This is a genomic window from Kitasatospora sp. NPDC015121, from assembly GCF_055562955.1.
The window spans coordinates 125,078-149,308 of sequence record NZ_JBVHEH010000009.1; the positions used below are offsets into that span (position 1 = coordinate 125,078).

At 76.8% G+C, this 24,231-nt stretch carries 22 protein-coding genes; 11 read left to right on the top strand and 11 right to left on the bottom strand.

Translation table 11 applies throughout. From position 1 onward, the window contains the following. Positions 1-364 precede the first annotated feature (364 nt). Both ACZ3J7_RS15305 and ACZ3J7_RS15310 read left to right on the top strand, forming a co-directional pair. Complete coding sequence (locus ACZ3J7_RS15305; protein ID WP_465620775.1) at positions 365-1,129, top strand: aggregation-promoting factor C-terminal-like domain-containing protein; 765 nt, start codon at positions 365-367, stop codon at positions 1,127-1,129. 219 nt (positions 1,130-1,348) lie between these two features. Beyond that, positions 1,349-2,950 (top strand): sigma-70 family RNA polymerase sigma factor, encoded by a 1,602-nt coding sequence (locus ACZ3J7_RS15310; RefSeq protein ID WP_465620777.1) that lies wholly within the window; start codon positions 1,349-1,351, stop codon positions 2,948-2,950. Between the two features lie 65 nt (positions 2,951-3,015). Here the strand turns inward: ACZ3J7_RS15310 and ACZ3J7_RS15315 are convergent, their stop codons facing one another. Then, positions 3,016-3,438: an STAS domain-containing protein gene (locus tag ACZ3J7_RS15315; RefSeq protein WP_465620781.1), complete on the bottom strand. Its 423-nt coding sequence runs from the start codon at positions 3,436-3,438 to the stop codon at positions 3,016-3,018. A 326-nt stretch (positions 3,439-3,764) separates the two neighbouring features. On the opposite strand from ACZ3J7_RS15315, the gene ACZ3J7_RS15320 reads away from it, so the two are divergent. After that, complete coding sequence (locus ACZ3J7_RS15320) at positions 3,765-4,571, top strand: VOC family protein (protein WP_465620784.1); 807 nt, start codon at positions 3,765-3,767, stop codon at positions 4,569-4,571. A gap of 79 nt (positions 4,572-4,650) precedes the next feature. Here the strand turns inward: ACZ3J7_RS15320 and ACZ3J7_RS15325 are convergent, their stop codons facing one another. Next, a complete protein-coding gene (locus ACZ3J7_RS15325; RefSeq protein ID WP_465620786.1) occupies positions 4,651-5,922 on the bottom strand; it encodes an MFS transporter in 1,272 nt (423 codons plus the stop codon). Positions 5,923-6,011: 89 nt separating this feature from the next. Between ACZ3J7_RS15325 and ACZ3J7_RS15330 the strand changes: the two genes are divergently transcribed. Then, on the top strand, positions 6,012-6,773 hold the full coding sequence (locus ACZ3J7_RS15330) for a DeoR/GlpR family DNA-binding transcription regulator (RefSeq protein ID WP_465620788.1): 762 nt from the start codon (positions 6,012-6,014) through the stop codon (positions 6,771-6,773). 43 nt (positions 6,774-6,816) lie between these two features. Here the strand turns inward: ACZ3J7_RS15330 and ACZ3J7_RS15335 are convergent, their stop codons facing one another. Further along, the gene (locus ACZ3J7_RS15335) at positions 6,817-8,142 is read right to left on the bottom strand and encodes a cryptochrome/photolyase family protein (RefSeq protein ID WP_465620791.1); all 1,326 of its coding nucleotides are present in this window, start codon (positions 8,140-8,142) and stop codon (positions 6,817-6,819) included. 236 nt (positions 8,143-8,378) lie between these two features. Here ACZ3J7_RS15335 and ACZ3J7_RS15340 point away from each other — a divergent pair, with 236 nt between their 5' ends. Next, on the top strand, positions 8,379-10,598 hold the full coding sequence (locus ACZ3J7_RS15340) for a CRISPR-associated endonuclease Cas3'' (RefSeq protein ID WP_465620793.1): 2,220 nt from the start codon (positions 8,379-8,381) through the stop codon (positions 10,596-10,598). 54 nt (positions 10,599-10,652) lie between these two features. Here ACZ3J7_RS15340 and ACZ3J7_RS15345 read toward each other — a convergent pair whose 3' ends face one another. Further along, on the bottom strand, positions 10,653-11,117 hold the full coding sequence (locus tag ACZ3J7_RS15345) for a ricin-type beta-trefoil lectin domain protein (RefSeq protein WP_465620794.1): 465 nt from the start codon (positions 11,115-11,117) through the stop codon (positions 10,653-10,655). Between the two features lie 512 nt (positions 11,118-11,629). Between ACZ3J7_RS15345 and ACZ3J7_RS15350 the strand changes: the two genes are divergently transcribed. Next, positions 11,630-13,504 (top strand): hypothetical protein, encoded by a 1,875-nt coding sequence (locus tag ACZ3J7_RS15350; RefSeq protein ID WP_465620796.1) that lies wholly within the window; start codon positions 11,630-11,632, stop codon positions 13,502-13,504. A 112-nt stretch (positions 13,505-13,616) separates the two neighbouring features. On the opposite strand, the gene ACZ3J7_RS15355 is transcribed toward ACZ3J7_RS15350, so the two are convergent. Further along, positions 13,617-14,084 carry a DUF3291 domain-containing protein gene (locus ACZ3J7_RS15355; protein WP_465620797.1) on the bottom strand — a complete coding sequence of 156 codons (468 nt, stop codon included), beginning with the start codon at positions 14,082-14,084 and terminating at the stop codon, positions 13,617-13,619. A gap of 32 nt (positions 14,085-14,116) precedes the next feature. Further along, on the bottom strand, positions 14,117-14,758 hold the full coding sequence (locus ACZ3J7_RS15360; RefSeq protein ID WP_465620800.1) for a helix-turn-helix transcriptional regulator: 642 nt from the start codon (positions 14,756-14,758) through the stop codon (positions 14,117-14,119). Positions 14,759-14,991: 233 nt separating this feature from the next. On the opposite strand from ACZ3J7_RS15360, the gene ACZ3J7_RS15365 reads away from it, so the two are divergent. Then, positions 14,992-15,243, top strand: coding sequence for a hypothetical protein (locus tag ACZ3J7_RS15365; RefSeq protein ID WP_465620802.1), 252 nt, complete (start codon positions 14,992-14,994; stop codon positions 15,241-15,243). An 80-nt stretch (positions 15,244-15,323) separates the two neighbouring features. Here the strand turns inward: ACZ3J7_RS15365 and ACZ3J7_RS15370 are convergent, their stop codons facing one another. Then, the gene (locus ACZ3J7_RS15370) at positions 15,324-16,676 is read right to left on the bottom strand and encodes an NAD(P)/FAD-dependent oxidoreductase (RefSeq protein ID WP_465620804.1); all 1,353 of its coding nucleotides are present in this window, start codon (positions 16,674-16,676) and stop codon (positions 15,324-15,326) included. A 198-nt stretch (positions 16,677-16,874) separates the two neighbouring features. After that, positions 16,875-18,212 carry an NAD(P)/FAD-dependent oxidoreductase gene (locus ACZ3J7_RS15375; RefSeq protein WP_465620806.1) on the bottom strand — a complete coding sequence of 446 codons (1,338 nt, stop codon included), beginning with the start codon at positions 18,210-18,212 and terminating at the stop codon, positions 16,875-16,877. Between the two features lie 410 nt (positions 18,213-18,622). Between ACZ3J7_RS15375 and ACZ3J7_RS15380 the strand changes: the two genes are divergently transcribed. From ACZ3J7_RS15380 to ACZ3J7_RS15395, 4 genes are all read left to right on the top strand, one after another. Continuing rightward, positions 18,623-20,374, top strand: coding sequence for a cation:proton antiporter (locus ACZ3J7_RS15380; protein WP_465620809.1), 1,752 nt, complete (start codon positions 18,623-18,625; stop codon positions 20,372-20,374). Between the two features lie 136 nt (positions 20,375-20,510). Continuing rightward, positions 20,511-20,777 (top strand): hypothetical protein, encoded by a 267-nt coding sequence (locus ACZ3J7_RS15385; protein WP_465620811.1) that lies wholly within the window; start codon positions 20,511-20,513, stop codon positions 20,775-20,777. A 255-nt stretch (positions 20,778-21,032) separates the two neighbouring features. Then, positions 21,033-21,464, top strand: a complete 432-nt coding sequence (locus ACZ3J7_RS15390; protein WP_465620813.1) for a GNAT family N-acetyltransferase — start codon at positions 21,033-21,035, stop codon at positions 21,462-21,464. Positions 21,465-21,549: 85 nt separating this feature from the next. Further along, complete coding sequence (locus ACZ3J7_RS15395) at positions 21,550-22,095, top strand: GNAT family N-acetyltransferase (protein ID WP_465620815.1); 546 nt, start codon at positions 21,550-21,552, stop codon at positions 22,093-22,095. 66 nt (positions 22,096-22,161) lie between these two features. Here the strand turns inward: ACZ3J7_RS15395 and ACZ3J7_RS15400 are convergent, their stop codons facing one another. The 3 genes from ACZ3J7_RS15400 to ACZ3J7_RS15410 all read right to left on the bottom strand — a co-directional run bounded on the left by ACZ3J7_RS15400 (position 22,162) and on the right by ACZ3J7_RS15410 (position 24,182). Continuing rightward, positions 22,162-22,578 (bottom strand): GNAT family N-acetyltransferase, encoded by a 417-nt coding sequence (locus tag ACZ3J7_RS15400; RefSeq protein ID WP_465620817.1) that lies wholly within the window; start codon positions 22,576-22,578, stop codon positions 22,162-22,164. Between the two features lie 99 nt (positions 22,579-22,677). Further along, positions 22,678-23,655: a CehA/McbA family metallohydrolase gene (locus tag ACZ3J7_RS15405; protein WP_465620820.1), complete on the bottom strand. Its 978-nt coding sequence runs from the start codon at positions 23,653-23,655 to the stop codon at positions 22,678-22,680. A gap of 56 nt (positions 23,656-23,711) precedes the next feature. Further along, positions 23,712-24,182 (bottom strand): NUDIX hydrolase, encoded by a 471-nt coding sequence (locus ACZ3J7_RS15410; RefSeq protein ID WP_465620822.1) that lies wholly within the window; start codon positions 24,180-24,182, stop codon positions 23,712-23,714. Positions 24,183-24,231 lie beyond the last annotated feature (49 nt).

Genomic DNA, 24,231 nt, shown 5'->3' on the forward strand with positions numbered 1-24,231 from the left:
GGACCGCCCGGCCGCGCGCGGGAACTGACGAGGCGTCACTTCTTCCGCACCGTACGTCCCGGGTCGGGGAGCGGTGTGAGATCCGCCACGGCGCAGGCGATTGCGTGGACGCGTCCGGGTGCGGCAGTGTGAATCGACGTCAGGCCCCGCGTACGGCCCTGAACGCCCGACAACTCCGGTCGGCGGGCGGACCACTGAACGACCGCAGCGCCGTACGCCGCTCGATCGCGCCGTTCCCGCCGGGCCCGCCCGGACGGACGGCCGAGCCAGCGCCTCCGGTGACCAGTGCGCGACGGAGGCCAGTGCCCGGGGCAGATGTGCGCCCGTACGGTCACCTCGCCGGGCGATGCCGGAAGGAAAGCATGTGACTCGGATCTCGGTCCGGGGTGTCGCTGTCGTCTCCGCCACCGCGGTGACCGCCGTCGGCGCCGTCGTCGGCGCGGCCGCGGGCAGCGAGGAGAAGCCCGTCCGGACGGTCGACGTCGCGAGCGCCACCCTGTTCGCGGACGCGCCCACCGGCGAGCGGGCCCAGCACGTCAGCGACGGCATCGGTCACCAGGCCGACGCCCAGCAGGCCGCCGCCGACGCCGCCGCGAAGAAGGCCGCCGAGGAGGCCGCCCGGCTGCAGGCCGCGGCGGACGCCCAGGCGAAGGCCGACGCGGAGCAGGCCGCCCAGCGGGCGGCCGCCGAGGAGGCCGCCGCGAAGCAGGCCGAGGCCGACGCCGCCGCGCAGAAGGCCGCGGCGGACGCGAAGAAGGCCGCCGAGGCGAAGAAGGCCAAGGAGGCCAAGCAGGCGGCCAACCAGGCCGCGTCGGTCAGCGCGCTGGCCTCGGTCCCGGCCGGTTCGGTCCAGGACACCGCCCGGCAGATCATCGGCAGCGACGCCCAGTTCCAGTGCTTCAGCCAGATCGTGCAGCGCGAGAGCGGCTGGAACTACACCGCGTCCAACAAGTCGTCCGGCGCCTACGGCCTGGTCCAGGCGCTGCCCGGCTCGAAGATGGCCTCGGCCGGCGCGGACTGGCGCACCAACCCCGCCACCCAGATCAAGTGGGGCCTGAACTACATGAACAGCCGCTACGGCAGCCCCTGCGGCGCCTGGTCGTTCTGGCAGTCCCACCACTGGTACTGATCCCGGCCGCCCCGCCGGAGCGGGTCCGCGCAGGCCGCGCGGACCCGCTCCGGCGTTCCCGCCCGCGGCCGCCCGCTCTATGCTTCGGGTCGGCCGGGGACGGCCCGGGAGGTCCGGGGCGTCCGGGAGGTTCCCGCCGCTTTTGCGTTATCCGCCGCTGCCCGGCGGATCTCCGAGGGTGTGAGGGCAGGACGCGAGAACACGAGGACGGGCCGGGCAGTGGACAGTGGACGGGCGGCGGCGCTGGTCGGGCGGGCGCAGCGCGGTGACCGGCAGGCGGTGGCGGAGCTGGTCGGCGGGCACCTGCCGCTGGTGTACAACGTCGTGGGCCGGGCGCTGTCCGGGCACCCGGACACCGACGACGTGGTGCAGGAGACCATGCTGCGGGCGGTCGACGGCCTGGCCGGGCTGCGCGACCCGGAGGCCTTCCGGAGCTGGCTGGTCGCGATCGCGCTGAACCAGGCCCGCCGGCGGCTGCGGGAGGCGCAGGCGCTGGACGCGCTGCCGGACCCGGCGGCGGTCGCCGACCCGGGGGCGGACTTCGTCGGGTTGACGATCGTCCGGCTCGGCCTGTCCGAGCAGCGCCGCGAGGTCGCGGAGGCGACCCGCTGGCTGGACCCGGACGACCGCGAGCTGCTGGCGCTGTGGTGGCTGGAGGCCGCGGGCGAGCTCTCCCGGGCCGAACTGGCGGCCGCGCTGGAGGTGACCCCGCAGCACGCGGCGGTCCGGGTGCAGCGGATGAAGGGGCAGCTGCAGGCCGCCCGGGTGGTGGTCCGGGCGCTGGCGGCCGTCCCCGGCTGCCCGTGGCTGGCCGAGGCCGCCGCCGGCTGGGACGGCGTGCCCGGCGCCCTGTGGCGCAAGCGGATCGGCCGGCACGTCCGGGAGTGCGCGGTCTGCGACGAGCAGCGCCGCGGCCTGGTCCCGGCCGAGGGCCTGCTGGCGGGCCTGGCCATGGTCCCGGTGCCGTCCGGTGCCGGGTACGAGGGCCTGCCGACCGCGGGCACCACGTCCGCCGCGCCGCCGCGTCCGGTCTCGCACCGGCGGGGCGGTTCGCGCCGGGCGGGGGCGCGGCGCGGTCACCGGCGGGCGCGGCGGCGCGGGCCCGGGGCGGCGGTGCTGGGCGGCGGGGTGGTGGCCGCGGTGGCGGTGGTGGCCGGGCTGCTGGTGGTGGTCGGCGACTCGGACGCGCCCCTGGCGGCGGCGGGTCCGGCCGAGGCGCAGCCGTCGGCTCCCTCGTCCGCGCTGCCGCTGGTCGACCCGACGGGCGCCACCGCCCCGGCCCCGGCCCCGTCGGCCGTGCCGTCCCCGAGCCCGTCCCCGACCCCCGCGGCGTCCTCCGCCGTCCCCTCCCCCTCCCGTACGTCCCCGTCCCCGCCTCCGCCCAGGTCCCCGTCCGCCGCTCCGTCCTCCGCTGCCGCTTCCGCTTCGAAGCGCTCGGCGGATCTCGCGCAGCAGGTCCTCGACCTGGTCAACTCCCAGCGCGCGCAGGCGGGTTGCGGGCCGGTGGCGGCCGACGCGAAGTTGGCGGCGGCGGCGCTGGGGCACTCCGAGGACATGGCGGCGCGCAACTTCTTCGACCACACCAATCCGGACGGCGCCGGTCCGCAGCAGCGGATCGACGCCGTCGGGTACGCGTGGAGCGGTTGGGGTGAGAACATCGCGCGCGGTCAGAAGGACGCGGCCGCGGTGATGGACAGCTGGATGAACAGCCCGGGGCACCGGGCGAACATCCTCAACTGCAAGTTCACCGAGCTGGGTGTGGGGGTCCACCCGGGCAGTGGTGGGCCCTGGTGGACGCAGGACTTCGGTACGCCGCGCTGACGCCGTCGCCGTCGACGGCGCCGTCCGCCCGGCGGGCTCCCGCCCTCCGCTCCCGGCCGCGCGGGTCAGTCGCCGGTGGTGGCGCGGGTGCCCTCCCGGGGGCGGGGGACGGCGTCGGCGGCGTCCCCGTTCAGGACGGCCTCGCGCAGGTCGGCGAGCGCCTCGTCGACGGAGTCGTGCACGTCGAAGATCCGCTCGATGCCGAACAGCTGGAGGATCTTGCGGGTGTGGACCTCGGGTCCGGGCAGGACCAGTCGCAGCTGCCCGTCCCGGGAGGACAGCATGCGGCGGGTGGCCACCAGGACGGCGAAGCCGGTGGAATCGCAGAAGTCGACCCGGCTGATGTCGACGACCATCCGCAGGCAGCCGTCGGTGACCAGCCGCTGGAGGCGCTCCCGGAGGGCCGCGACGCCGCTGATGTCCACCTCGCCCGCCACTTGGACGACCGTCCAGCCGTATCGCTCCCCGTAGCTCACGCTCAGTGCCACTCTGTTGCCTTTCTCTGGGGCCGCCTCGGGTAAGCGGCCCCTGCCCGTTTAATCCAGCCGCAACCCTGTTCCAGGTGACGATTTAGCGGCTGGGAGGAGTAATTTCCGCGAAATGTCATGCCCAGGGTCCGCTCGACGGTCGAATTCGCTGCCCGACCAGACGATCTGCACAGGATTTCCTCCGGTTGGCGGTACCGGCCGTCCGCGCCGCCCGCTCCACCGGAACGCGCACCGGCCGGGACGCGCGCCGGCCGGGACGCGCCCGCCGACGGCGGGTGCCAGGCTGGGAGGGAGCGTCCCGCGCACCCCGGCGAAGGGAGAACGCCGTGATCACCACCGACTTCGTCCCCGGCTCACCCTGCTGGCTGGACCTCGGCGCACCCGACGTGTCCGCCGCCGCCGCCTTCTACGGCCCGGTCCTGGACTGGCGGTTCGAACGGCCCGGGGGCGCGGACGACTTCCTGCTCGCCACCACCGACGGCCGCACCGCCGCCGGCCTCGGCCCGCTCACCGAGCGCGGCGCCCGCTCCGCCTGGATGCCGTACTTCTTCACCCCGGACGTGCACGAGACCGCCGCCTCCGTCCTGCGGGCCGGCGGCACCGTCCGGGTCGAACCCCGCGACGTCCCGGGCTGGGCCCCGATGGCCCAGTTCACCGACCCCCAGGGCGGCCGGTTCGCCGTCTGCACCCCCGGCCCGGCCGGCGGTCTCGCCGCCACCGACCGCCCCGGCGCGCTCTGCTGGACCGAGCTCTACACCACCGACGCCGGCGCCGCCCTCGCCTTCTACGAGGCGGTCTTCGGCTGGCAGCACGAGTCCACCCCGATGCCCGGCGCCGCCTCCACCGCCTACACCGTCCTCACCCCCGCCGGCCTGCCCGCCGACCGCATGCACGGCGGCCTCCTCCAGGTCACCCCCGCCGCCCTCACCCTCTCCCGCGGCGCCCCCGCCTGGCACCCCGTCTTCGCCGTCCCCGACTGCGACGCCGCCGCCGCCACCGTCCGGGACCTCGGCGGCCTCGTCGTCATGCCCCCGGAGACCGCCCCGGGCATCGGCCGGATGTCCGTCTGCACCGACCCGTCCGGTGCGGACTTCGTCCTGATGACGCCGACCCCGGCACCGGCGGGGCCCTGAGCGGACCGCCCGGGCGGGCCCTCCGGGGCCGGCACCGCCGCCCCGGCCCGTGCGGCCCCGGCCCGGGCCGCACGGGCGGTCAGTGGGCGCCGCCCGCGGGGGCGGGTGCGCGGTCGGCGCGGGTGCCCGGGACGGCGGCGGTGCGCAGGATCCCGGCGGTGGCGGCGGTGGCGGCGCAGAGCAGGGTGAGCAGCAGGAAGGCGTGGTTGAGGGCGGTGAGGTGGGTGAGCCAGCCGATCACGGCGGGGCCGGCCAGCATGCCGAGGTAGCCGAGTCCGGCGACCCGGGAGACGTTGGCGCCCGCGGCGGCCGGGTCGGCGTGGCCGGCGGCGCTGAGCAGCTGCGGGACGCAGCCGGACAGGCCCAGGCCGAACAGCGCCCAGCCGGCGAACGCGGCCCACACCCACGGGGTGAGCGCGGCGACCGTGATGCCGAGGGCGGCGGTGGCCGCGCCGTGCCGCAGCACGGCCGTCGGGCCGTACCGGGCGGCGGCCCGGTCGGCGAGCAGGCGGCCGGTGGTCATCGCGGCGGCGTAGGTGCCGTAGGCGAACGCGGCGGTGGACGCGGGCGCGCCGAGGACGTCCTTGAGGTGCAGGGCGCTCCAGTCGTTGGCGGCGCCCTCGCCGAGCATCACCATCAGCGCCAGCGCGGCGAGGATCCGGATCCGCCGGCGGACCTCGGCGCCGTCGGCGGCGGCGCCACCGCCCGCTCCGGCGGGCCGGTCGACGGCGGCCGCCCGGTCGGCGGGGGCTGCCCGGTCGGCCGGGGTTCCGGTGGCGGGCACGGCGCTCCCGGCGTCGGGCAGCAGGGCGCGGGCGGTGAGCAGGGCGGTGGCGAGGCCGAGCGCGGCGAGGACGGCGAGCGCGGCCGTCGGCCCGACCCCGGCGGCGGTGGCGGCGGCGGCCGCGCCGGCGGCGAGCACGCCGCCGACCGAGAAGGTGGCGTGGAAGCCCGACATGACCGGCCGCCCGTACGCCTGCTCGACGTGGACGGCGTGCGCGTTCATGCTCACGTCCAGGCAGCCGTTGGCGAAGCCGAAGACCAGCAGCGCGCCCGCCAGCGTCCACGGGTCCGGGGCGAGGCCGGGCAGCACCAGGGCGGCGGCGCACAGCGCGCCGGAGGCGGGGACGACGGTGCGGGCGCCGAGCCGGTCGGTCAGGCGGCCGGCGGCCCGCATGCCGAGGAACGCGCCGAGGCCGAGCAGGACGAGCAGGCCGCCGAGCGCGGCGTGGCCGATCCCGACCCGGGCCTCGACGGCGGGGATGTGCACGACCCAGGCGCCCGTCAGGGTTCCGCACAGGACGAAGTAGACGTAGGTCGCCACGCGGGCGGCCCGGAGCGAGCGATCCATGCCATCGACCATAACGAACATTTTCCCTGTGCGAAACCCGCCTATCGAACAGATTGCCTGTGCGCTTCGGGGTGCGGTTGAATGCCGGTATGAACACCGCGGAGCGCCACACCCTGATCGCCCAGACCGTCCGCGACGCGGGCAGCGCCACCGTCCTGGAACTCGCCCGCCTCACCGGCGCCTCCGAGATGACCGTCCGCCGCGACCTCGACGCCCTCGCCGCCCAGGGCGCCCTGGAACGCTTCCGCGGCGGCGCCCGCACCCTGCTGCTGCGCGGCGAGGAGCCCCCCTTCGCGCTGCGCGCCCGCGAGGCCGTCGACGCCAAGCGCCGGATCGCCGCCGGGGTCGCCGCGCTGGTCGCCGACGGCGAGAGCGTCCTGCTCGACAGCGGCACCACCTGCCTGGAGGTGGCCCGCCTGCTGCGCGAACGCCCCGTCACCGTCATGCCGCTGTCGCTGCCCGCCGTCCACGTGCTCGGCGACACCCCCGGGCCGGCCACCCTGCTCGTCCCCGGCGGTCGCCCGCGGGCCGCCGAGGGCGCCCTCACCGGCCCGCTCGCCCTCGCCTCGATCAACGCGCTGCGCTTCGACACCGCCGTCCTGGGCTGCTGCGCCCTCAGCGCCGCCGACGGCCTGACCGCCTACGACCTCGACGACGCCGCGGTGAAGCAGACCGCCATGGCCGCCGCCCGCCGCACCCTGGTGGCCGCCGACGGCGGCAAGCTGGGCCGCACCGCCTTCGCCCGGGTCGCCCCCGCCGCGCGCCTGCACACCCTGGTCACCGACACCGACGCCCCCGCCGACGAGCTCACCGCCTTCGAGGCCGCCGGCACCACCGTCGTCCGGGTCTGAAACGGCACCCGGCGGCCGGGTCTGGGCGGCGCCCGGCGGACCCTCACTTGCCCAGTGCGGTCCGCAGCCGGTGGCCGGTCGCCTCCGGGGCGATGATCGGGTCGGGGTAGTCCGCGGGGCGGAGCGCGGACTGCCAGGGGCGGTGGACGTCCCGGGCGGGCAGGTGGGCGAGTTCGGGGAGCCAGCGGCGGACGTAGGCGCCCTCGGGGTCGTGCCGGTCGGCCTGGACCAGCGGGTTGAGGACGCGGTTGGGCCGGGTGTCGGTGCCGGTGCCCGCGGTCCACTGCCAGTTGAGCTGGTTGTTGGCGAGGTCGCCGTCGACGAGGTGGTGCAGGAAGTGCGCGGCGCCGGGCCGCCAGTCGTGGTGCAGGGACTTGCTGAGGAAGCTCGCGGTGAGGAGCCGGGCGCGGTTGTGCATCCAGCCGGTCTCGGCGAGCTGGCGCATCGCCGCGTCGATGATCGGGAAGCCGGTGCGGCCGTCGCGCCAGGCGGCGAACTCGTCCGGGTCGTCGTGCCAGGGGACGGGGCGCGGGCGGTAGTCGGCGTGGGCGGCGGCGGGGCGGGCGGCGAGGACCTGGTGGTGGAAGTCGCGCCAGACCAGTTGGCGGACGAAGGCCTCGGCGCCGGGGCCGCCGCGCCGTTCGGCGAGGTGGGCGAGCTCGTTGGCGGAGAGGCAGCCGAAGTGCAGGTAGGGCGAGAGGTGCGAGGTGGCGTCGGCGGCGAGGGCGTCGTGCAGGTCGGCGTAGTCGTCGGCGCGCCAGTGCCGCCAGGTGCGGCGGGCCGCGTCCTCGCCGGGGTCGGGGAGGACCCGGGCGGTGGGGGTCGCGGCGGGCGGCGGGGCGCTCGGCAGGCCCTCGGGGGTGCGCAGGGCGTGCGGCGCGGGCAGCGGGGCGCGGCGGGGGACCTGCTGCCAGGCCCGCAGGTAGGGCGTGAAGACGGCGTAGTGGTCGCGTCCGGCGGGACGGACCGCGCCCGCCGGGACGGCGGTGAGCGAGGCGTCGTGCACGTGCAGCCGTCCGCCGAGGGCCTCGCGCAGCCGCTGTTCGCGGCGGCGGGCGTAGGCGCTGACCCCGGCGGCGACGTGGACGGTGGTGGCGCCCGTCTCGGCGGCGAGCTTCGCGGTCTGCTCGGCGGTGTCGCCGTCGCGGACGGTGAGGCGGCTGCCGGCCCGGCGCAGCGCGGCGTCGAGCTCGGTGAGGCAGCCGGCCAGGAACGCGACCCGGTTGGGGGCGGCGAAGCCGACGGCGGCGACCGCCGGGTCGGTGACGAACAGCGGGACGACCTGCTCGGCCCGGGTGTGGGCGGCGTGCAGGGCGGGGTTGTCGTGCAGGCGCAGGTCCTGGGTGAACAGGACGATGGCGAGTGTCATGGCGCTGGTTTCCGTACGGGTGCCTCGCGGTGTCGGCCCGGGGTCCGGTCGACACCTGGGTGGTCTGCGGCGGGGACGGGCGCCCCTGCCGACTGGTTCGGAGCCGGCCCGGCCCCGGATGGGTGGGCGGCCCGGGTCGGCGCCGGTCCGGTCCGGGCCGGGTGCCGCGTCGGTCCGGGTGCCGCGTCGGTCCGGCGCCCTAGGGTGTTCCGGACGGACGAGGGGGAGGCGGCGGGATGACGTACGGGCAAGGGGAGTTCCGGGACTTCGAGGAGTTCTTCCGCACCGCGACCGGCCACCGCCCGTACGCCTACCAGCGGGAACTGGCGGAGCGCGGCCTGCCGCGTTCGCTGCGGGTGCCGTCGGGGGGTGGGAAGAGCGCGGCGGCGGTGCTGGCCTGGCTGTACCGGCGGACGGTGTCCGCGCCGGGGGCGACGCCGAGGCGGCTGGTGTACGCGCTGCCGCAGGGCAGCCTCGCGGACTGGACGCACGCCCGGACCGGCGAGTGGCTGCACCGCCTGGGCCTGGCCGGCGGGGTGGACCTGCACCTGCTGGCCGGGCCGGACGCGCAGGACGGCGCCTGGCGGCGGCGGCCGGAGCGGACGGCGATCCTGGTCGGCACGCGCGACGTGCTGCTGAGCCGGGCGCTGATGCGCGGCCTCGCGGACGCCCGGGCGATGGCGCCGGTGTCGTTCGCGCTGCTCAACAACGACGCGCACTGGGTGTTCGACGAGGCGCACCTGCTCGGCCCGGGGCTGGCGACCGGCGAGCGGCTCCAGGAGCTGCGCGAGCGGCTGGGCACGACCGCGCCGACCGGCAGCACCTGGCTGTCGGCGGTCGGCGACGGCGCCGCTCCCCCGCCGGACGGGCCCCGGCCGGACACCGCCCGGCGCCGCGTCCGCCGGGTGGCCGCCGACCCCGGGCGGTACCTGCCCGACCTGGTCGCGGCGCTGCTCGCCGCCCACCGGCCCGGCACCCGGAGCATCGCCGCCGTGAACTCCCCGCAGCGGGCCCGCGCCCTGCGCGACGCGCTGCGCGCGGCGGCCCCGGAGCAGCCGGTCGTCCTGCTCCACCCTTACCTGCGTTCGGACGAACGGCGGTCCCTGGTACGGGAGTTGCCGGACGACGGGTTCCTGGTCGCGACCCGGGCGCTGGACGCCGGCTCCGACCTGTCCGCCCGGGTGGTGCTGACCGAGCTCGCGCCGTGGAGCGCCCTGGTCCAGCGGGCCGGGCGCTGCAACCGGCACGGCGAACTCCCGGACGGCGGCGAGTTGTTGTGGTGCGTGCCGCCGGAGGAGACCGGTGCCGAGCCGGGGGTCGCGCGCTGGCTTGCGGCGCACGAGGGGGTGGCCGTCGGCGCCGGGGAGCTGTTCGGGGCCGGGATCGCGCCGGCCCCCGTCCGCTCCCCCGCGCTGGGCCGGGCCGAACTCGCGGCGCTGTTCGACACCTCGCGCGGAGCCCGGCCCGCCGACTCGAGCCCGTGGCTGCACGCCGACGCCGACCGCACGGCCTTCGTCGCCTGGCGCGTTTGGGCGGACGGGGTGCCCGCGCCGGACGAGCCGGAGCCGGGGCGGGCCGAGCAGTGCGAGGCGCCGCTGGACGAGGTGCCGGACGGCGCCTGGCTGCGGGACCGGACCGACGGGCAGTGGCGGCCGGCCGGCCCCGACGACCTGCGGGCCGGCCTGCTGCTGACCCTCGACTCGGCGCGCGGCGGGCACCTGCCGGGCGCGGGCTGGTCGCCGGACAGCGGGGCACCGGTGCCGTCGTCGTTCACCGGCCGGGCGCCCGCCACGACCGGGTGCACCGCCTGGGTGGGCCTGGACCAGCACCTGCGGGAGACCGAGGAGGAGGCCCGTGCGCTGACCGCCGCGCTGCCCGGCCTGTCCGGCCTGCAGCGGGCGGCGGTGGCGCTGGCGGCCCGGCTGCACGACCTCGGCAAGTGCCACCCCGTGTTCCAGGACAAGCTGCGCGGCGGTGGTGGCGGCGAGCCGCCGAGCGGCCTGCTGGCCAAGTCCAAGGCCCCCTGGAGCACCGGGGTTTCGGCCCGCCCGCACTTCCGGCACGAGCTGGTCAGCGCGCTCCTGCTGCTGGGCGGCGACCACTGGCACCCCGCGGAGCCGGCCGCGGCGGTGGACCCGGCGCTGGTGGCCTACCTGGTGGCGGCGCACCACGGCCGGGTCCGGGTCGCGGTCAGCCCGGAGCCCGGCGAACCGGCCGGGACCCTGCTCGGCGTCCGCGACGGCGACCGCACGCCGCCGGTCCCGGTCTCCACCGGCGAGCACTTCCCCGCCCTCCCGCTCGACACCGCCCCGTTCCGCCCCGGCGGCTGTTGGACGCCGACGGTCGCGGCTCTGTGCGCCGACCCCGCCCTGGGCCCGTTCCGCCTCGCCCACCTGGAGTGCCTGGTCCGCACCGCCGACTGGCGCTCCAGCGCCCGCCACGACGGCCCGGTCTGACCCGGGCCGGTGCGGCGGGGGGCCGGGGGCTCCCCGCCGCACCGGCGGGGCCGGTCAGACGTACGCCAGGCTGACCTGGTCCTTGAAGACCACCCAGTGCTGGCCCGGGTCGTTCGCGTCGCACGGCTTGGTGCCGACGTTCGGCGTGCCCCAGGCGTTGGCGAGGCAGTAGCCGGGGGCGTAGGTCAGCGCGATCTGCTGGCCGGAGACGCTGAAGTACTGGCCGAGGTCGGTCGGGTCGCACGGCTTGGTGCCGACGTTCGGGGTGCTCCAGGCGTTGGCGAGACAGTACGCGGGGGCGTTGGTGAGCGCGATCTGCTGGCCGGTCAGGGTGAAGTGCTGGCCCTTGTCGTTGGCGTCGCACGGCTTGGTGCCGACACTGGCGGTGCCCCAGGCGTTGGCCAGGCAGTACACGCCCGGGTGCGGCGCGGGAGCGGCCGCCGCCTGCCCGGCCGGGAGGAAGGAGGCGGTGAGGGCCAGCGCGGTCAGGCCGAGGGTCCGGCGGAGTGCGAATGCCATCGGGAAGGGGTCCGTTCTCGCTCCGGTCGCACGCTTCGCATGCCGACCGTCGTCTGCTGTGGCGGCTCGTGGGTGAGCGCACCGCCATTGATAGCAGCAGAGTGCTACCGAATGACTACTCAGCGCAGCGATCCTCACCCGTACGGCGGCGGACCTGGGGAGGACCGGAGGAGTTCCGGGAGAGGTTCGGAGAACACCGGAGCGGGACGCCCGGCCCGGGAGCGGCCCGCCCGTAGGGCGGACTCCGGTGGTGGCGCGGGCGGTCGGGGTGCCGGCGGGAGCACGTCGTCGACCCGGCGGCCCGGCCGCCCGCCGGGTTGGTCGAGCACGCCGAACGGCGGCTCGAACAGTCGGAGGAGACCGGGCGGGACGGCACCCGGTGGCGGGAGGACGCGCACCGGGCCCGGCCGCCGGAGGCCGGGGGGGCGACCCGGACGGCGCAACCATCCGATGATCCATTCGTTGGTCCGTCCGACGTACGGGGGCTTTCTTCCCGCGCCTTGGAGGGGCCGATGGATCTCAAGACGCTGCCGCGGCCCGGGACGGCTGCTCCCGGGGGACGGCCGGACTCCGCGGAGGCCGTGCTGGTGCGGCACTACCGGCGGCTGGTGTGCCTGGCGTACCTGATCCTGCCGGCCGACCGGGGGCGGCACGCCCGGGTGCTGGCGGCGCACGGGGTGGTGCAGCGCGCGCTGCCGGTGCGCGCCGGGCGCACGGTGGGCCCGGCCGGCACGCCGGGCACGGACGCGGCGGACGGGTACCCGGCGGTGCGGATCCGGGTGGTGCGGGCGGCGGTGCGGTGGCGACGCCGACCGGGAGCGCTGCTCCCCCGGGTGTGGGGGGTGCGGCTGTTCACGCCCCCGACCGAGGCGGACGCCGAACTGGACGCCCGGCTGGCCGAGTTGACGGCACCGGCCCGGGCCGGATTCGCGCTCCGGGCACTGGACGGCCTGAGCGGGCCGGAGGCCGCCGAGGTGCTCGCCTGGGCCGGGGTGGAGACGCCCGCCGAGTCCGCCCGGGCCGGCTCCGCGCTGCTGCGCGCCCTGGGCACGCCCGCCTGGTCCGACCTCCCGCCGGGCTACGACGCGTGCGCGGTGCACCTGCAGCCGGGCGACCTGCTGCGACGGCGCCGGCTGACGGTGCTGGCCTCGGCGGTGGCGGTGGCGGTCACCGCCGCGACCGTCCCGCTGCTCGCCGCGTCCGGCGCCGACCGTCCGGCCGCGCCGCCGTCCGCCGCCGGGGCGGTCCCGGTCGAGCGGAGCGCCGACGACCTGTGGCGGCGGACCGCGAAGCTGGGCCTGGACGTCTGGCCCGCCCGCGGCGGGCTCCGGGACGACCGGGCCCTGGTCGGACGCGCGGTCGATGCCTGGCGGCAGGCCGGACCGGCCACCGCGACCGAACCGGGCGGCCGCCCCGGGCCGCCCGCCGCCGCGCCCCGGCTGCTGTACGCGGGACGGCTGGACGGCGCCTCGGTGGTGCTGCTCGCGGACGGCCGGACCCTGGCCCGCTACACCGAGGACCCCGCCAGCGGGCCGGCCCCGGCCCTGGTGCTGGCCGCCGCCGGGGACAGCGACGTGACCGCCGGGGCCGCCGCCGTCCTGCGCCGCGACGCGCGCGGCGCCCGCTACCTGCTGGCCCCCTGGATCGCCGCCGCCGCGACCCGGCGCCTGGACCGGCCGGACGAGGCGGAGCGCCCGCTCGCCTTCCCCGACGGGGTGACCGACCCCGTCCCCGGCACGGCCGCGCCCGGCTGCCCCGGACCGGTGCTGCAACTGCGCTCCGACCCGGCGGTGGCCGAGCAGCACGCCTTCCTGCTCGCCGACCTCGGCGGCCTCACCCCCGCCCACCTCACCTACACCCCGCCCCCGGACGCCTCCGCCCCGGCCCGACCGCCCCGCGAGGCGGTCGGCCCGCAGGCCCTGCGCCGCTGGGCCGCCGGCGCCTGCGCCGTTCCCGAAGCCGGGCCCGGCGTACGGCAGTTGAACCTGTGGGAGTTCGCCGACCAGAAGCTCCCGCAGAACGCCGGCGAGCTGGCCTGGGCCTGCCTGCGGGCCGACCACTGGGACGGCTCGGGCAGCGCGGCCGCGGCGGTCCTGCCCCCGAACGGGGCACCCGCGGAGCGGCTCGCGCACGCGGACGGCCGGGCCTGCAGCCGCTACGAGCAGGACACCGTCGCGCAGTACCGCTGGCGCGCCCCGAACGGCACCCCCTACCTGCTGGTCGCCGCCAGCCGCCGGGTCTCCCGCCTGATCGTCACCACCCCCGCCCGCAGGCTCGACCAGCCCGCCCCCGCCACCCGCACCCTCGCCCTCGACAACCCGGGCCCCGACCCCAGCACCGTCGAGGCCGTCACCGCCTCCGGCACCCGCCTGGGCCCGATCCGCTGAGCGGCGCCCCGCCGGTGGCGTCCCTCGGCGCGCGGCCTCGGCGCGCGGGGCTTCAGTGTGCGGGGCTTCAGCGTGCGGGGCTTCAGTGCACGGCACCTCGGCGTGCGGAGCTTCAGTGTGCGGGGCGCAGTTCGCGGAAGGTGAAGGTCTCCGGGCCCGGGCCGTGCTCGCGGAGGGTGGCGATCCTGGCCATCGCCTCGGCGACGTCGGGGCGGTGGCCGGCCGGGACCCACCAGAGGGCCTGGTGGGCGGCGGTCGGCGGCTGGAACCAGTCGCGGCGGCGGGCCAGGACCCGCAGGTGGTCGCTGCGGTAGACGTACGCGTGGAGCGCCTCGGCGCTCTCCCAGACCGAGCAGTTGATCTGCAGCAGGTCGTCGTCCGCGTCGGGGCGCAGGCCGGTCGCGTCGGCGCCCGCGTCGTCGACCAGCCGCCAGACGAAGCCGGGGCTGCGTTCGGCGAGCGCGTTGATCCCGGCCAGTTGGTCGACGAACCCGGCGAGGGCGGGGCTGTCCAGCGGGGCGACGGTGCGGCCGATGTTGACCTGGGCGAGGTGGGTGCCGACGGGCTGAAGGAGCGTCATGCGGCAAGCATGGCCCGATCCGCCTTCTAACGTCAATCGTTATTGTTTTTAGAGAACGAGACGCAGCAGCCGTCCGCCCCCGGGTCCATCGCGGGCGTCCACCCGTCGCCCGCCAGGCCCTCCAGCAGGGCCAGGTTCATCCCGCACACCAGGGCCGGGAACTCGTCCGCCAGCGCGTGGAACGGGCAGTTGCGCAGCCGCAGCACCTCGCCGTCCCGGTACGGCGCGTAGCCGCGTTCGCGCAGCGCGCCCGGCAGGTCCGCGTCCGGGTCCCGCTCCTGGTCCCGGACGCCCGCCGCGCGGGCCGCGGCCTGCAACTGGCGGTCGAGGCCCGCGTGTTCGACCACCTCGGCGAGGAGCCGGCCGGCCGTGCCGTAGGAGCGGGGCGGGAGGGCCACGGCGATCTCGACGGCGGCCCGGCGGTACAGCTTGGCGGGACGGCCCGCGCCGGGGCCGGTGCGGCCGGAGAGGCGGCGGTAGGTGACCTCCAACAGGCCGGCCTCGACCAGCTTGTCGAGGTGGTGGGCGGCGAGCGTGCGGGAGACGCCGGCCGCGGCGGCGGCCGCGTCCCGCCCGACCTCCTCCGGCGCGTCGGCCACGTGCCGGTAGAGGGCGCGCCGCACCGGGTCGGCGAGGGCGCCCAGGGCCTCGATCGAGGAGTCCTCAGCAGTCATCCGCCGAGTCTATGACCGGCCGGCCGCCCCGGCGGCGGGGCAGCGGCGGAACCGGTGGCCGGCCGCCCCTGGCGGACCGAACCCGCCACCGGGGCGGTGGTGTTGCGCCACGCTGCCGGATCGGCAGCCATCGCCTTCTACACCTCTGTAGAGTGTTCTCGACCGCCACAGCCGGGCCGTTCGGGCACCCCTCACCCGTCGCCCCCGCCGACCGGACTCGAAGGAGGCCCGCAGTGCTCCCTCCGCAACTGCAGACCGAACCCGCCTGGTCCCCGCCGGAGCAGGACGTCCACCCCGCCTACCAGCCGGTGGAGGTGCGCCTCGACGGCACCGACACCTGGGTCCTGGGCCGGATCAACGCCTGGTGGCACTCCCCCGACGGCGACCCCTGGTGCCGCCTGCGCCTGCTCGGCGCGGGCACCGACCCCGCGTGGCGGCGCTACGACCCCGAACAGATCCTGCTGCTGCCCGTCCACGGCACCTGAACCACCGCACGGGCCACCCGGAACCGCCCCGGGGACGACCGCTCGGCGCCGGGCGTCGCACCGGCGCGGGGCCGGTGCGGTCAGCCGCCGAACAGGACCGGGCCCAGCACGGAGGGGCGGAACAGCAGGGTCGGCGGCTCCACCATGGCGGCGACCTGGTGGAAGGCCTCGGTGATCCGGGCGTCGGTGACGGCGCGCTCCAGGACGCGGTCCAACAGCCGCTGCTGGATGCGGACCTGGAGTCCGGAGGGGCCACCGGTGGTGCCGGCGAAGCGGACGTCCTCACCGGCCGCCATCTGCCACGGGTTGCGGGTGACGCCGGCCACCGCGTCGCGGGTCTCGCGGACGGCGGCGTGGCCGAGGTCGCCGTGCTTGCGGACGGCCTCGCGCAGGGCGAGGGCGCCGAGCGAGGCGACGGTCATGCCCTGGCCGTAGACCGGATTGAAGGTGCAGGAGGAGTCGCCGAGGGCGAGGAAGCCGTGCGGCGCCGAGCGTTCGTAGTGCCGCCACACGCTCGGCCCGGGGACGAAGCCGCGGGCCGGGCCGGTGGCCTTGGCGCCGACGATCGCCTCGGCGATGCCGGAGTCGCGGAGCAGGCCGAGCTGCTTCTCGAACTCCTCGGGCTGGATGGAGGGTTCGAAGCCGCGCATGCCGCCCATGCCGACGATCCAGCGGTCGCCCTCGACCGGCAGCAGGACGCCGAAGCGGCCCTGCTCGGGGGCCCTGCTCTGCAGGTAGAGGGCCGATCCGGCGTCGGCGTCGGCGGGCCGGTGGTAGAACCGGGTGGCGTAGGAGACGCCGGCGTCGACCCGTTCGCGCGGGACGGCCGGGGCGCCGATCAGCGAGAGCCAGCGGGCCGCGCGGGTGGAGCGCCCGGCGGCGTCCACCACCAGCTCGGCGGAGAGTTCGCCGTCCGCCGCGCCGCTCCCGCCCGCGCCGCGGCCGCTGAGCTGCACGCCGGTGACGGCGTGCCGGTCGCCGAGCAGGCCGGTGACCTCGGCGCCGGTGCGGAACTCGATGTTCGGCGCGGTGCGGACCCGCTGGAGCACCGCGTGGTCGATCAGCGGACGGCTGCAGGTGAGCACCGCGAGGTCGGCCTCGCTCCGGTACGGGGCGAGCCAGCCGGCGGCGGTGAGCCAGCGCAGGCCGTCGGCGAGCGGGACGCGGGTGGCGCCGGCCGCCAGGAGTTCGGCGAGGACCCCGGGCAGCAACTCGTCCAGGGTGCGCTGGCCGGCCTCCAGCAGCAGGTGGCCGTGCTTGGCCTGCGGGACGCCGGGGCGGAAGTCGACACCGTCCGGGTAGCGGTCGCGCTCGACCACCACGACCCGTTCCGCGACCTCGTGCAGTGCCCAGGCCGCCAGGCACCCCGCCAGCCCGCCGCCGATCACCACTGCCGTGCCGCGGTCGCCGGCCGCGCTCCCCCTAGAACTCATGTCCGTACAGTAAGGGAAGCGGCGCTCACAGTCACCGGATCCCCGCACTTCAACCGCCGGACCCGCACGTTCGAACACCGCGCCCCGGGACGGTTTCACCGCTTGCGCCCGGTACCGCCCGGGTTGTCCGGGCGGCACCGGGTTCCGGAGCCGGACTCCGTCACCGGGCTCCGGGCACGGACTCCGGGACCGGAGCGGTCAGCGGCCGAACAGGACCCGGCCGAGGACGGAGGGGCGGAACATCAGGGTGGGCGGCGCCACCAGCGAGGCGACCTGGAGGAACGCGTCGGCGACCCGGCCGTCGGTGGCGGCGCGGGCCAGCACCCGGTCCATCAGCCGCTGCTGGAGCCGGACCGGGAGGCCGGAGGGGCCGCCGACGGTGGCGGGGAAGCGGACGTCCTCGCCGGCCGCCATCTCCCAGGAACCCTTGGTGGCGGCCGCGATGGCGTCCCGGGTCTCCCGGATGACGGCCTCGCCGAGGCCCTCATGCTTCCGGGCGGCCTCGCGCAGGGCGCGGGCGGCGATCGAGGCGACCGTCATGCCCTGGCCGTAGACCGGGTTGAAGGCGCAGGAGGAGTCGCCGATGGCCAGGAAGCCGCGCAGCGCGGAGCGTTCGTAGTGCCGCCACACGCTCGGCCCGGGGGCGAAGCCGCGGACCGGGCCGATCGGTTCGGCGCCGGCGATCGCCTCGGCGATGCCGGGGTGGCGCAGCCCGCCGAACTGCTCCTCGAACTCCCCCGGCTTGGTCGAGGGTTCGAAGCCCCGCATGGCGCCCATGCCGACCATCCAGCGGTTGCCCTCGATCGGCATCAGCAGGCCGAGCCGGCCCTGGTCGGGGGCCTTGCACTGGATGTAGTAGGCCAGGTCGTCGGGGGTGCCGGCGGGCCGGTGGTAGAACCGGGTGGCGTAGGAGATGCCGGGGTCGATGCTCTCGTCCGGGACGGCCGGGGCGCCGAGCGCGGCGAGCCACCTGGGGGCCCGGGTGGTGCGCCCGGAGGCGTCGACGACCAGTTCGGCGGCGAGCTCGGTCTCCGGTTCGCCGCCCTCGCCCCGGCCGACCAGCCGTACGCCGGTGACGGCGCCGCCGTCACCGAGCAGGCCGGTGACCTCGGTGGCGGTGCGGAACTCGACGTTCGGCACCGCCCGGACCCGCCGGAGCACCGCGTGGTCGATCAGCGGACGGCTACAGATCAGCACCGCGAGGTCGCTCTCGTGCCGGGCCAGCCAGCCCGCGGCGGTGAGCCAGCTGACCCCACCGAGCAGGATCCGGTTGGCACCGTCCGCGACGAGTTCGTCGACGAGGCCGGGCATCAGCTCGTTCAAGGTCCGCTGCCCGGCCTCCAGCAGCAGGTGGCTGTGCCTGGCCTGCGGCACACCGGCCCGGAAGTCGACACCGTCCGGGTAGCGGTCGCGCTCGACCACCACGACCCGTTCCGCGACCCCGTGCAACGCCCAGGCCGCCAGACACCCGGCCAGTCCCCCACCGATCACCACTGCCGTACCGCGGCCCTCGGCCGCCCCACCCGTGGAATTCATGCCCGTACGGTAGGGGTATGAACATCTAGTCGTCACCAGTCGTGCACGATTCGGCCGCTCTTCTTGCACCTGTCAATTCCCCTACACCCCAGGGGGTTTACCACTTGCGGCCGATACGGCCCGATTGGCGCCGATCGGCCTGTCCGCTTCCGGCCGCCCGCCGCCCGCCGCCCGCCGCCCGCCGCCCGCCGCCCGGAGCGAACCGGGCCGGACTGCGGTGCGGCACCGTTCGTTCCGGAGCGAACCGTGCCGGGGCGGGCCATCGTTCGCTTCTGAGCGAACCGTGCCGGGGCGGGGGCCACCGTTCACTCCGGAGCGAATGGTGCCGGGGCGAACCGCCGTTGGGCCGGACGGGGGACGTGCCGGGCGCGTGGCGTGCGGGGGGCGGGTCGGCGGCATGGGATGGCGGGATGACCTCTGAGCAGATCCTGATCGGGTCCGGCCTGACCGTGGTACTCGCGGTCGCCTCCCAGTTGCTGGCCGCCCGGCTGCGCATCCCGGCGATCATCGTGCTGCTGCCGGTGGGCTTCGCGGCGGGCGCGGTCACCGAGGACGTCCACCCGGAGCGGCTGCTCGGCGCGGCCTTCTCCCCGCTGGTCTCGCTCGCCGTCGCGGTCATCCTGTACGACGCCGGGCTCGGCCTGGACCTGCGCAAGCTGACCGGTCACACCCGGCACGCGGTGGTCCGGCTGGTGTGGGTGGGCGCCCTGGTGACGGCGCCGGCCGCCGCGTTCGCGGCCGCGCCGCTGCTCGGGATGTCGGGGCAGGCGGCGGCGATGCTCGGCGCGATCCTGGTGGTGTCGGGGCCGACGGTGGTCGGGCCGCTGCTGAACTTCGTCCGCCCGACCGAGCGGGTGCAGCGGATCCTGGTCTGGGAGGGTTCGCTGATCGACGCGGTCGGCGGCATCCTGGGCGCGCTGGTCTTCCACGCGCTGGTCGGGGAGCAGCACCACGGGTTCGGCACCGGGCTGCTGGAGTTCGCCCTCAGCGTGGGGCTGGGCCTGCTCGGCGGGCTGCTCGGCGCGGTGGTGCTGTGGTGGCTGCTGGTGCGGGTGCGGCTGGGTGAAGTGCTGGGGACGAGTACCCAGTTGGCGGCCGTGGTGGGTGTCGCGGCGCTCTGCGACGCGCTGCGCGAGGACACCGGGCTGATCGCGGCGATCGTGATGGGCGTGGTGGTGGCGACGGTGCCCGCGTTCGACCTGCCGGCCCGGCGGACGTTCTTCGAGACGCTGGTGTCGCTGGTGGTCGGCGTGCTGTTCGTGTCGATCTCGTCGACGGTGACCTGGGCGTCGGTCCGGCCGGTGCTGCTGCCCGCGCTGGTGCTGACCTCGGCGCTGGTGGTGCTGGTCCGGCCGGTGGTGGCGGCGCTCTCCACCGCCGGGACGGACCTGCCCGAGGGCGAACGGGCGTTCCTCGGCTGGATGGCACCGCGCGGCATCGTCGCCGCGTCCACCGCCGCGACCTTCTCGGCGGGGCTGGCGGCGGCGGGCATCGGCGGCGCGGAGAAGATCCTCCCCGCCACGTTCCTGGTGATCGTGCTGACCGTCACGCTGTACGGCCTGACCGCCGTCCCGGTGGCCCGGCTGCTGCGGGTCACCCGCCCGGCGCGTTCCCGCCCGCTGCTGGTCGGCGGCGAGCCCTGGACGGTCGAACTGGCCGTCGTGCTGCGCTCGGCGGGCCTGGACGTGCTGCTCTGGGCCGGGCGGGACGAGCAGCGGGCCCGGATCTCCGCCGCCGGGCTGGAGCTCGCCGACGGCGAACTGCTCGCCATCGCGAGCGGTGAGGGCGCCGAGCAGGAGGGCGTCACCGCGGTGTACCTGCTGACCGCCGAGGACGAGTTCAACGCGCTCGCGGCGGCCGTCCTGGACGAGGAGCCCGGCGTTCCGGTGTTCCGGCTGCCCGCGGCCGCGTCCGGCCCGGGCGTGGTCGGTGACGCGCCCGCCGCGATGCTGCTGCCCGCCGCCCTGACCGGCCCCGAACTCGCCCGCCGCCACGCGGCGGGCGCCCGCATCCTGCGCCGTCCCGCCGACGGTGCCCTGCCGCCCGGCCACGACCTGCTCTTCACCCTCGACCGGGCCGGCCACCTCCACCCGGCCACCCTGCACGGCGAGGCGGCCCACCCGGACCAGGTCGTCGAACGGATCGTCCTCGGCCCGGCCTGAGCCCGGCCCGAGCGCGCGGAGCGGCCCTCCCGGCCGTCCGGCGTCAACCGCTCGGCAGCACAGGGGGGTTGCCGATCCGGGGGGCCGACATGCCCGTTCGGGCCCGCGTCCGGCCGGAGGAGGGGAGGATCGGCCCGTGGATCACGACGACACACCCGCCGGGCGGGCCCGGTGGATCGGCGACGCGCTGCACAGGCTGACCGGGCGGCCGCCCCTGGTCGAGCAGGTGGCCGGTGGCGGCTACCGGGTCACCCTCCGGGTCGTGGAGCCCCCGGATCCGACCGTGGTGACGGCGGTGCTCCGGGTGCTCGGCACGGCCGACCGGTTCGGGCACCGCGATCGGCGACAGCGGGAGCGGCTGTGGGCCGAGGTCGGGCCGCCGCCCGCACCGCCGTCGCCCTGACACCGCTCCACGCGTCGCTCCACGCTCCTGCTCGCCGCCACACCGTGCGCAGCGGATCGGTCCCGCCGCCGCAGGCGCTGAGCGCGGGGGGCCGGTCCTGGCCGGTGCGGAGGGCGGCGGCGGGGTGGCGGCTCGGACGCGACGAACGCGTTCACGGTCACGGGATTCACATCCCTGACACCACACACGTCACTCTGCGCAACAAGCTTCGGCTACCGTCCGAACCGCCGCCCCACCCCGGAAGGGACCCGCCCGATGCGCACCGCCACCGACGACCTCGCCGCCTTCCTGCACGCCCAGGGCCTGGACCCGCACGGCCTGGACGAGCCCGGCACCCTGCTGTGGACCACCCGGGACGCCAGCGGCCCGACCGCCAGCGCCGCCCTGGAGCTCTCCGGGCGGGCCGCCCTGCTGCGCAGCGTCGCCGTCCGTCCCGACCGGCGCGGCCGCGGCACCGCCCGTCGCCTGGTCGAGGACGTGCTGGCCGAGGCCGAGGCCGGCGGGATCCGGCACGTCTACCTGTTCTCCACCGACGCGGGCGCGTTCTGGCGGCGGCTGGGCTTCCAGGAGGTTCCCGTCCCGGAGGCCGTGGCCGCCCTCCCCGACGCCTCGCAGGTCCGCCAGTACCTGGCGGACGGTTCGCTGGCCGCCGAGGTCGCCTGGCGCCGCGACCTCACCGCCTCCTGACGGCGTGCCCCCTGCCGCCTCCCGACGGCCCTTCCCGACCGCGCTCCTTGACGGGGCGTCGAGCGTGCACGATACGTTGGCACGCATGATCGAACCCTCGACCGCGCCCCTGCCCTGGCCCCCCGCCCCGATCCGGACCGCCCGGCTGCTGCTGCGCGAGCCCGTGGCCGGTGACCGGGCGGCGATCGTCGAGCTGTTCACCTCTCCCGAGGTCGGCACCTACATCGGCGGCCCGCGCCCGCGCGAGGAGTTCGAACGGCGGCTCCCCGAGGTCCCGCCGGGCCGCCCGGGCCTGCTGGTGGTCGACCTGGACGGGGAGATGATCGGCGTGGTCACGCTCGACCGGCGCGCCGCCGACCGCCCCGGCCGTCTCCGCCCCGAAGGCGGCGAACGCGAGCTCGGCTACCTGTTCCTGCCCCGGGCCTGGGGCCGCGGCTACGCCACCGAAGCCTGCGCCGCCGCCCTCGACTGGCTGGCCGCCGTCCTGCCCGGCGAGCCCGTCGTGCTCTGCACCCAGACCGCCAACACCGCCTCCGTCCGGCTCGCCGAGCGCCTCGGTTTCACCGAGCTGGAGCGCTTCGAGGAGTTCGACGCCGAGCAGTGGTTCGGCGTCCGCCACCCGGACCGGTGACCCGGCTGCCAGGGCGGCGACCCGGCGTCCGGTGCGGGGAGGCCGCCGCGCCGGCCTAGCGCCGGCCTAGCGCTGGTCGAACGACCAGCCGAGCACCACCTGTCCCGTTTCCGGGACGCCACCGGCGCGACGGTACGTCGCCAGCGCCGCCGCGTTCTCCTCGTCCGTGACCGTCCACAGGCCGTAGCAGCCCCGTTCACGTGCCAAGTCCGCGAGCGCCGACACCAGGGCCCGGCCGACGCCACGCCCGCGGAACGGCTCGTCCACGCCCAGCTCGTACAGGAACATCTCGGTCCCCTTGTCGGGATGGGTCATCTCGACACCGGTGACGATCCCCGCCGGGGCGTCGTCCACGTAGGCGATCAGGAGGTGGTGGCGCTCGTCCGCCAGGAACCGCTCGGTGGCCTCCCGCCCGGGGAGCGTGTCGAAGAGGTGTCCGGCGGCGTTGACCGCCTCGGTCCGCGTGGCGCGACGGATGTCCATCCGGGGATCCTGACACCTCCCCGCCCCGGCGGGCCAGCGACAGGCGTCAGATGTCAGGCGTCAGGCGTCAGGCGTCAGGCGTCAGGCGTCAGGGGACGGTCAGCGCAGCAGGATCGGGTTGGTCAGCGCCGCCGGCCGCCCGTCCGGACGGCGGACCTCGACCCGGACGAAGCCGTCCCGTCCGGCGTGCGCCTCCCAGCGCAGCAAGTCGTCGGCCGGGGCCTGGTGGGCCCGGCCGCGTTCGGTGCGGAAGTGCACGGTGCTGCCGTCGGGGACGCCGGAGAGCCGCAGGGTCAGTTCGGCGGGGGCGCCGCCGGTGCGGAGGCGTTCGCCGATGCCGGCGCGGCGGCCGGCCGCTTCGGCGGTGAACTCCAGCCGGACGGCGGCGGATTCGGCGATCCAGCTGCGTCCGGCCCGGACGGCGGCGAGGACGGCGGAGACGCTCAGCTCCTCGGCGTGCACGACGGTCTGCGGGGTGCCGAGCTGGCCGGGCAGGTGGGTGTCACTGCTGCCGACGGCGGGCTGCCAACTCCCGTCGCCGGTGCGGGTGGCGGCGCCGAGGCGGCGGCTCCACTCGGCGAGCGCGGCCTCGTTGTCGGCCTGCCAGGGCAGGTCGGCGGCCCACTGGCCGTTCCACACCTCGACGGCGTCGAAGGACCCCAGCGGATACATCAACTCCCCTCCGGGGTACGGTGCGTGGGGGTGCGCGGCGACGCACAGGCCGCCCGCGGCGCGCACTGCGCGCAGTGCCTCGGCGAACCCCGGATCGCCCACCCGGTGCGTCCGGCCGGCGACTTGGCCGGGGCGCAGGCCGAGCGCCAGCCAGTGGCCGGTGTCGGTGGTGGCCTCCTCGCCGAGCAGGACCAGCAGGTCGTCGCCGCCCACGGCGGCCCAACTCCCGGGCGCCATCGGCGTGTCGTGTTCGGTGGCGGCCAGGAAGTCGAGGCCGGCGGCGCGGGCCGCGGCGGCCAGTTCGGCGGGGGTGAGCCGGCCGTCGGAGTGGACGGAGTGTACGTGCAGGTCGCCCCGGTACCAGCCGGGGCCGCGCCCGGGCAGCCGGGTCGGCGGGAATGTCATGTCAGCCTCCTCGCTCTCCCGACTCGCCCGCACCGTGCGGTGGTTCCGGGTGGCGCTCAGCCGAGGGCGAACCAGGGCGACGGCTGGTCGGCGAGCGCCTTCTCCAGCAGCAGCGTGTCGTTGGGGGTCAGCGGCGGGAGCGCGTCGAGCGGCCACCAGGCGACGGCGAGCGACTCGTCGTCGTTGACCACGGCCTCGCCGGCCAGCGGGCGGCAGCGGAAGGCGATGTCCAGGTACTGCACCCGGTCGCCGTTGGCGCAGGCGAAGGCGGGCAGGCTGAGGACGCTGGTGATCCGCTCGGGGCGGACGGTGACGCCGGTCTCCTCCCGGACTTCGCGGACCACGGTGTCGGCGGGCTGCTCGCCGGGCTCGACGATCCCGTGCAGCAGGGCCCAACGCCCGTTGTCGGAGCGCTGGTTGAGCAGGATCCGGCCGTCCTCGACCACCACCGCGGTGATGCCGGACAGCCACAGCGGGCCGTGGCCGATGTGCTCGCGCAGTTCCAGGATGAACGGGGGGGTCGGCATACGGTGCACTGTAGTGCGCCCCCGCCCCGCCGGCCCGGAACGCCACCCC

Coding starts and splice junctions, on each gene's coding strand:
- ACZ3J7_RS15325 (WP_465620786.1), bottom strand. CDS start 5,922: ATGGATCGCTCGCTCCGGGCCGCCCGCGTGGCGACCTACGTCTACTTC.
- ACZ3J7_RS15330 (WP_465620788.1), top strand. CDS start 6,012: ATGAACACCGCGGAGCGCCACACCCTGATCGCCCAGACCGTCCGCGAC.
- ACZ3J7_RS15335 (WP_465620791.1), bottom strand. CDS start 8,142: ATGACACTCGCCATCGTCCTGTTCACCCAGGACCTGCGCCTGCACGAC.
- ACZ3J7_RS15340 (WP_465620793.1), top strand. CDS start 8,379: ATGACGTACGGGCAAGGGGAGTTCCGGGACTTCGAGGAGTTCTTCCGC.
- ACZ3J7_RS15345 (WP_465620794.1), bottom strand. CDS start 11,117: ATGGCATTCGCACTCCGCCGGACCCTCGGCCTGACCGCGCTGGCCCTC.
- ACZ3J7_RS15350 (WP_465620796.1), top strand. CDS start 11,630: ATGGATCTCAAGACGCTGCCGCGGCCCGGGACGGCTGCTCCCGGGGGA.
- ACZ3J7_RS15355 (WP_465620797.1), bottom strand. CDS start 14,084: ATGACGCTCCTTCAGCCCGTCGGCACCCACCTCGCCCAGGTCAACATC.
- ACZ3J7_RS15360 (WP_465620800.1), bottom strand. CDS start 14,758: ATGACTGCTGAGGACTCCTCGATCGAGGCCCTGGGCGCCCTCGCCGAC.
- ACZ3J7_RS15370 (WP_465620804.1), bottom strand. CDS start 16,676: ATGAGTTCTAGGGGGAGCGCGGCCGGCGACCGCGGCACGGCAGTGGTG.
- ACZ3J7_RS15375 (WP_465620806.1), bottom strand. CDS start 18,212: ATGAATTCCACGGGTGGGGCGGCCGAGGGCCGCGGTACGGCAGTGGTG.
- ACZ3J7_RS15380 (WP_465620809.1), top strand. CDS start 18,623: ATGACCTCTGAGCAGATCCTGATCGGGTCCGGCCTGACCGTGGTACTC.
- ACZ3J7_RS15390 (WP_465620813.1), top strand. CDS start 21,033: ATGCGCACCGCCACCGACGACCTCGCCGCCTTCCTGCACGCCCAGGGC.
- ACZ3J7_RS15395 (WP_465620815.1), top strand. CDS start 21,550: ATGATCGAACCCTCGACCGCGCCCCTGCCCTGGCCCCCCGCCCCGATC.
- ACZ3J7_RS15400 (WP_465620817.1), bottom strand. CDS start 22,578: ATGGACATCCGTCGCGCCACGCGGACCGAGGCGGTCAACGCCGCCGGA.
- ACZ3J7_RS15405 (WP_465620820.1), bottom strand. CDS start 23,655: ATGACATTCCCGCCGACCCGGCTGCCCGGGCGCGGCCCCGGCTGGTAC.
- ACZ3J7_RS15410 (WP_465620822.1), bottom strand. CDS start 24,182: ATGCCGACCCCCCCGTTCATCCTGGAACTGCGCGAGCACATCGGCCAC.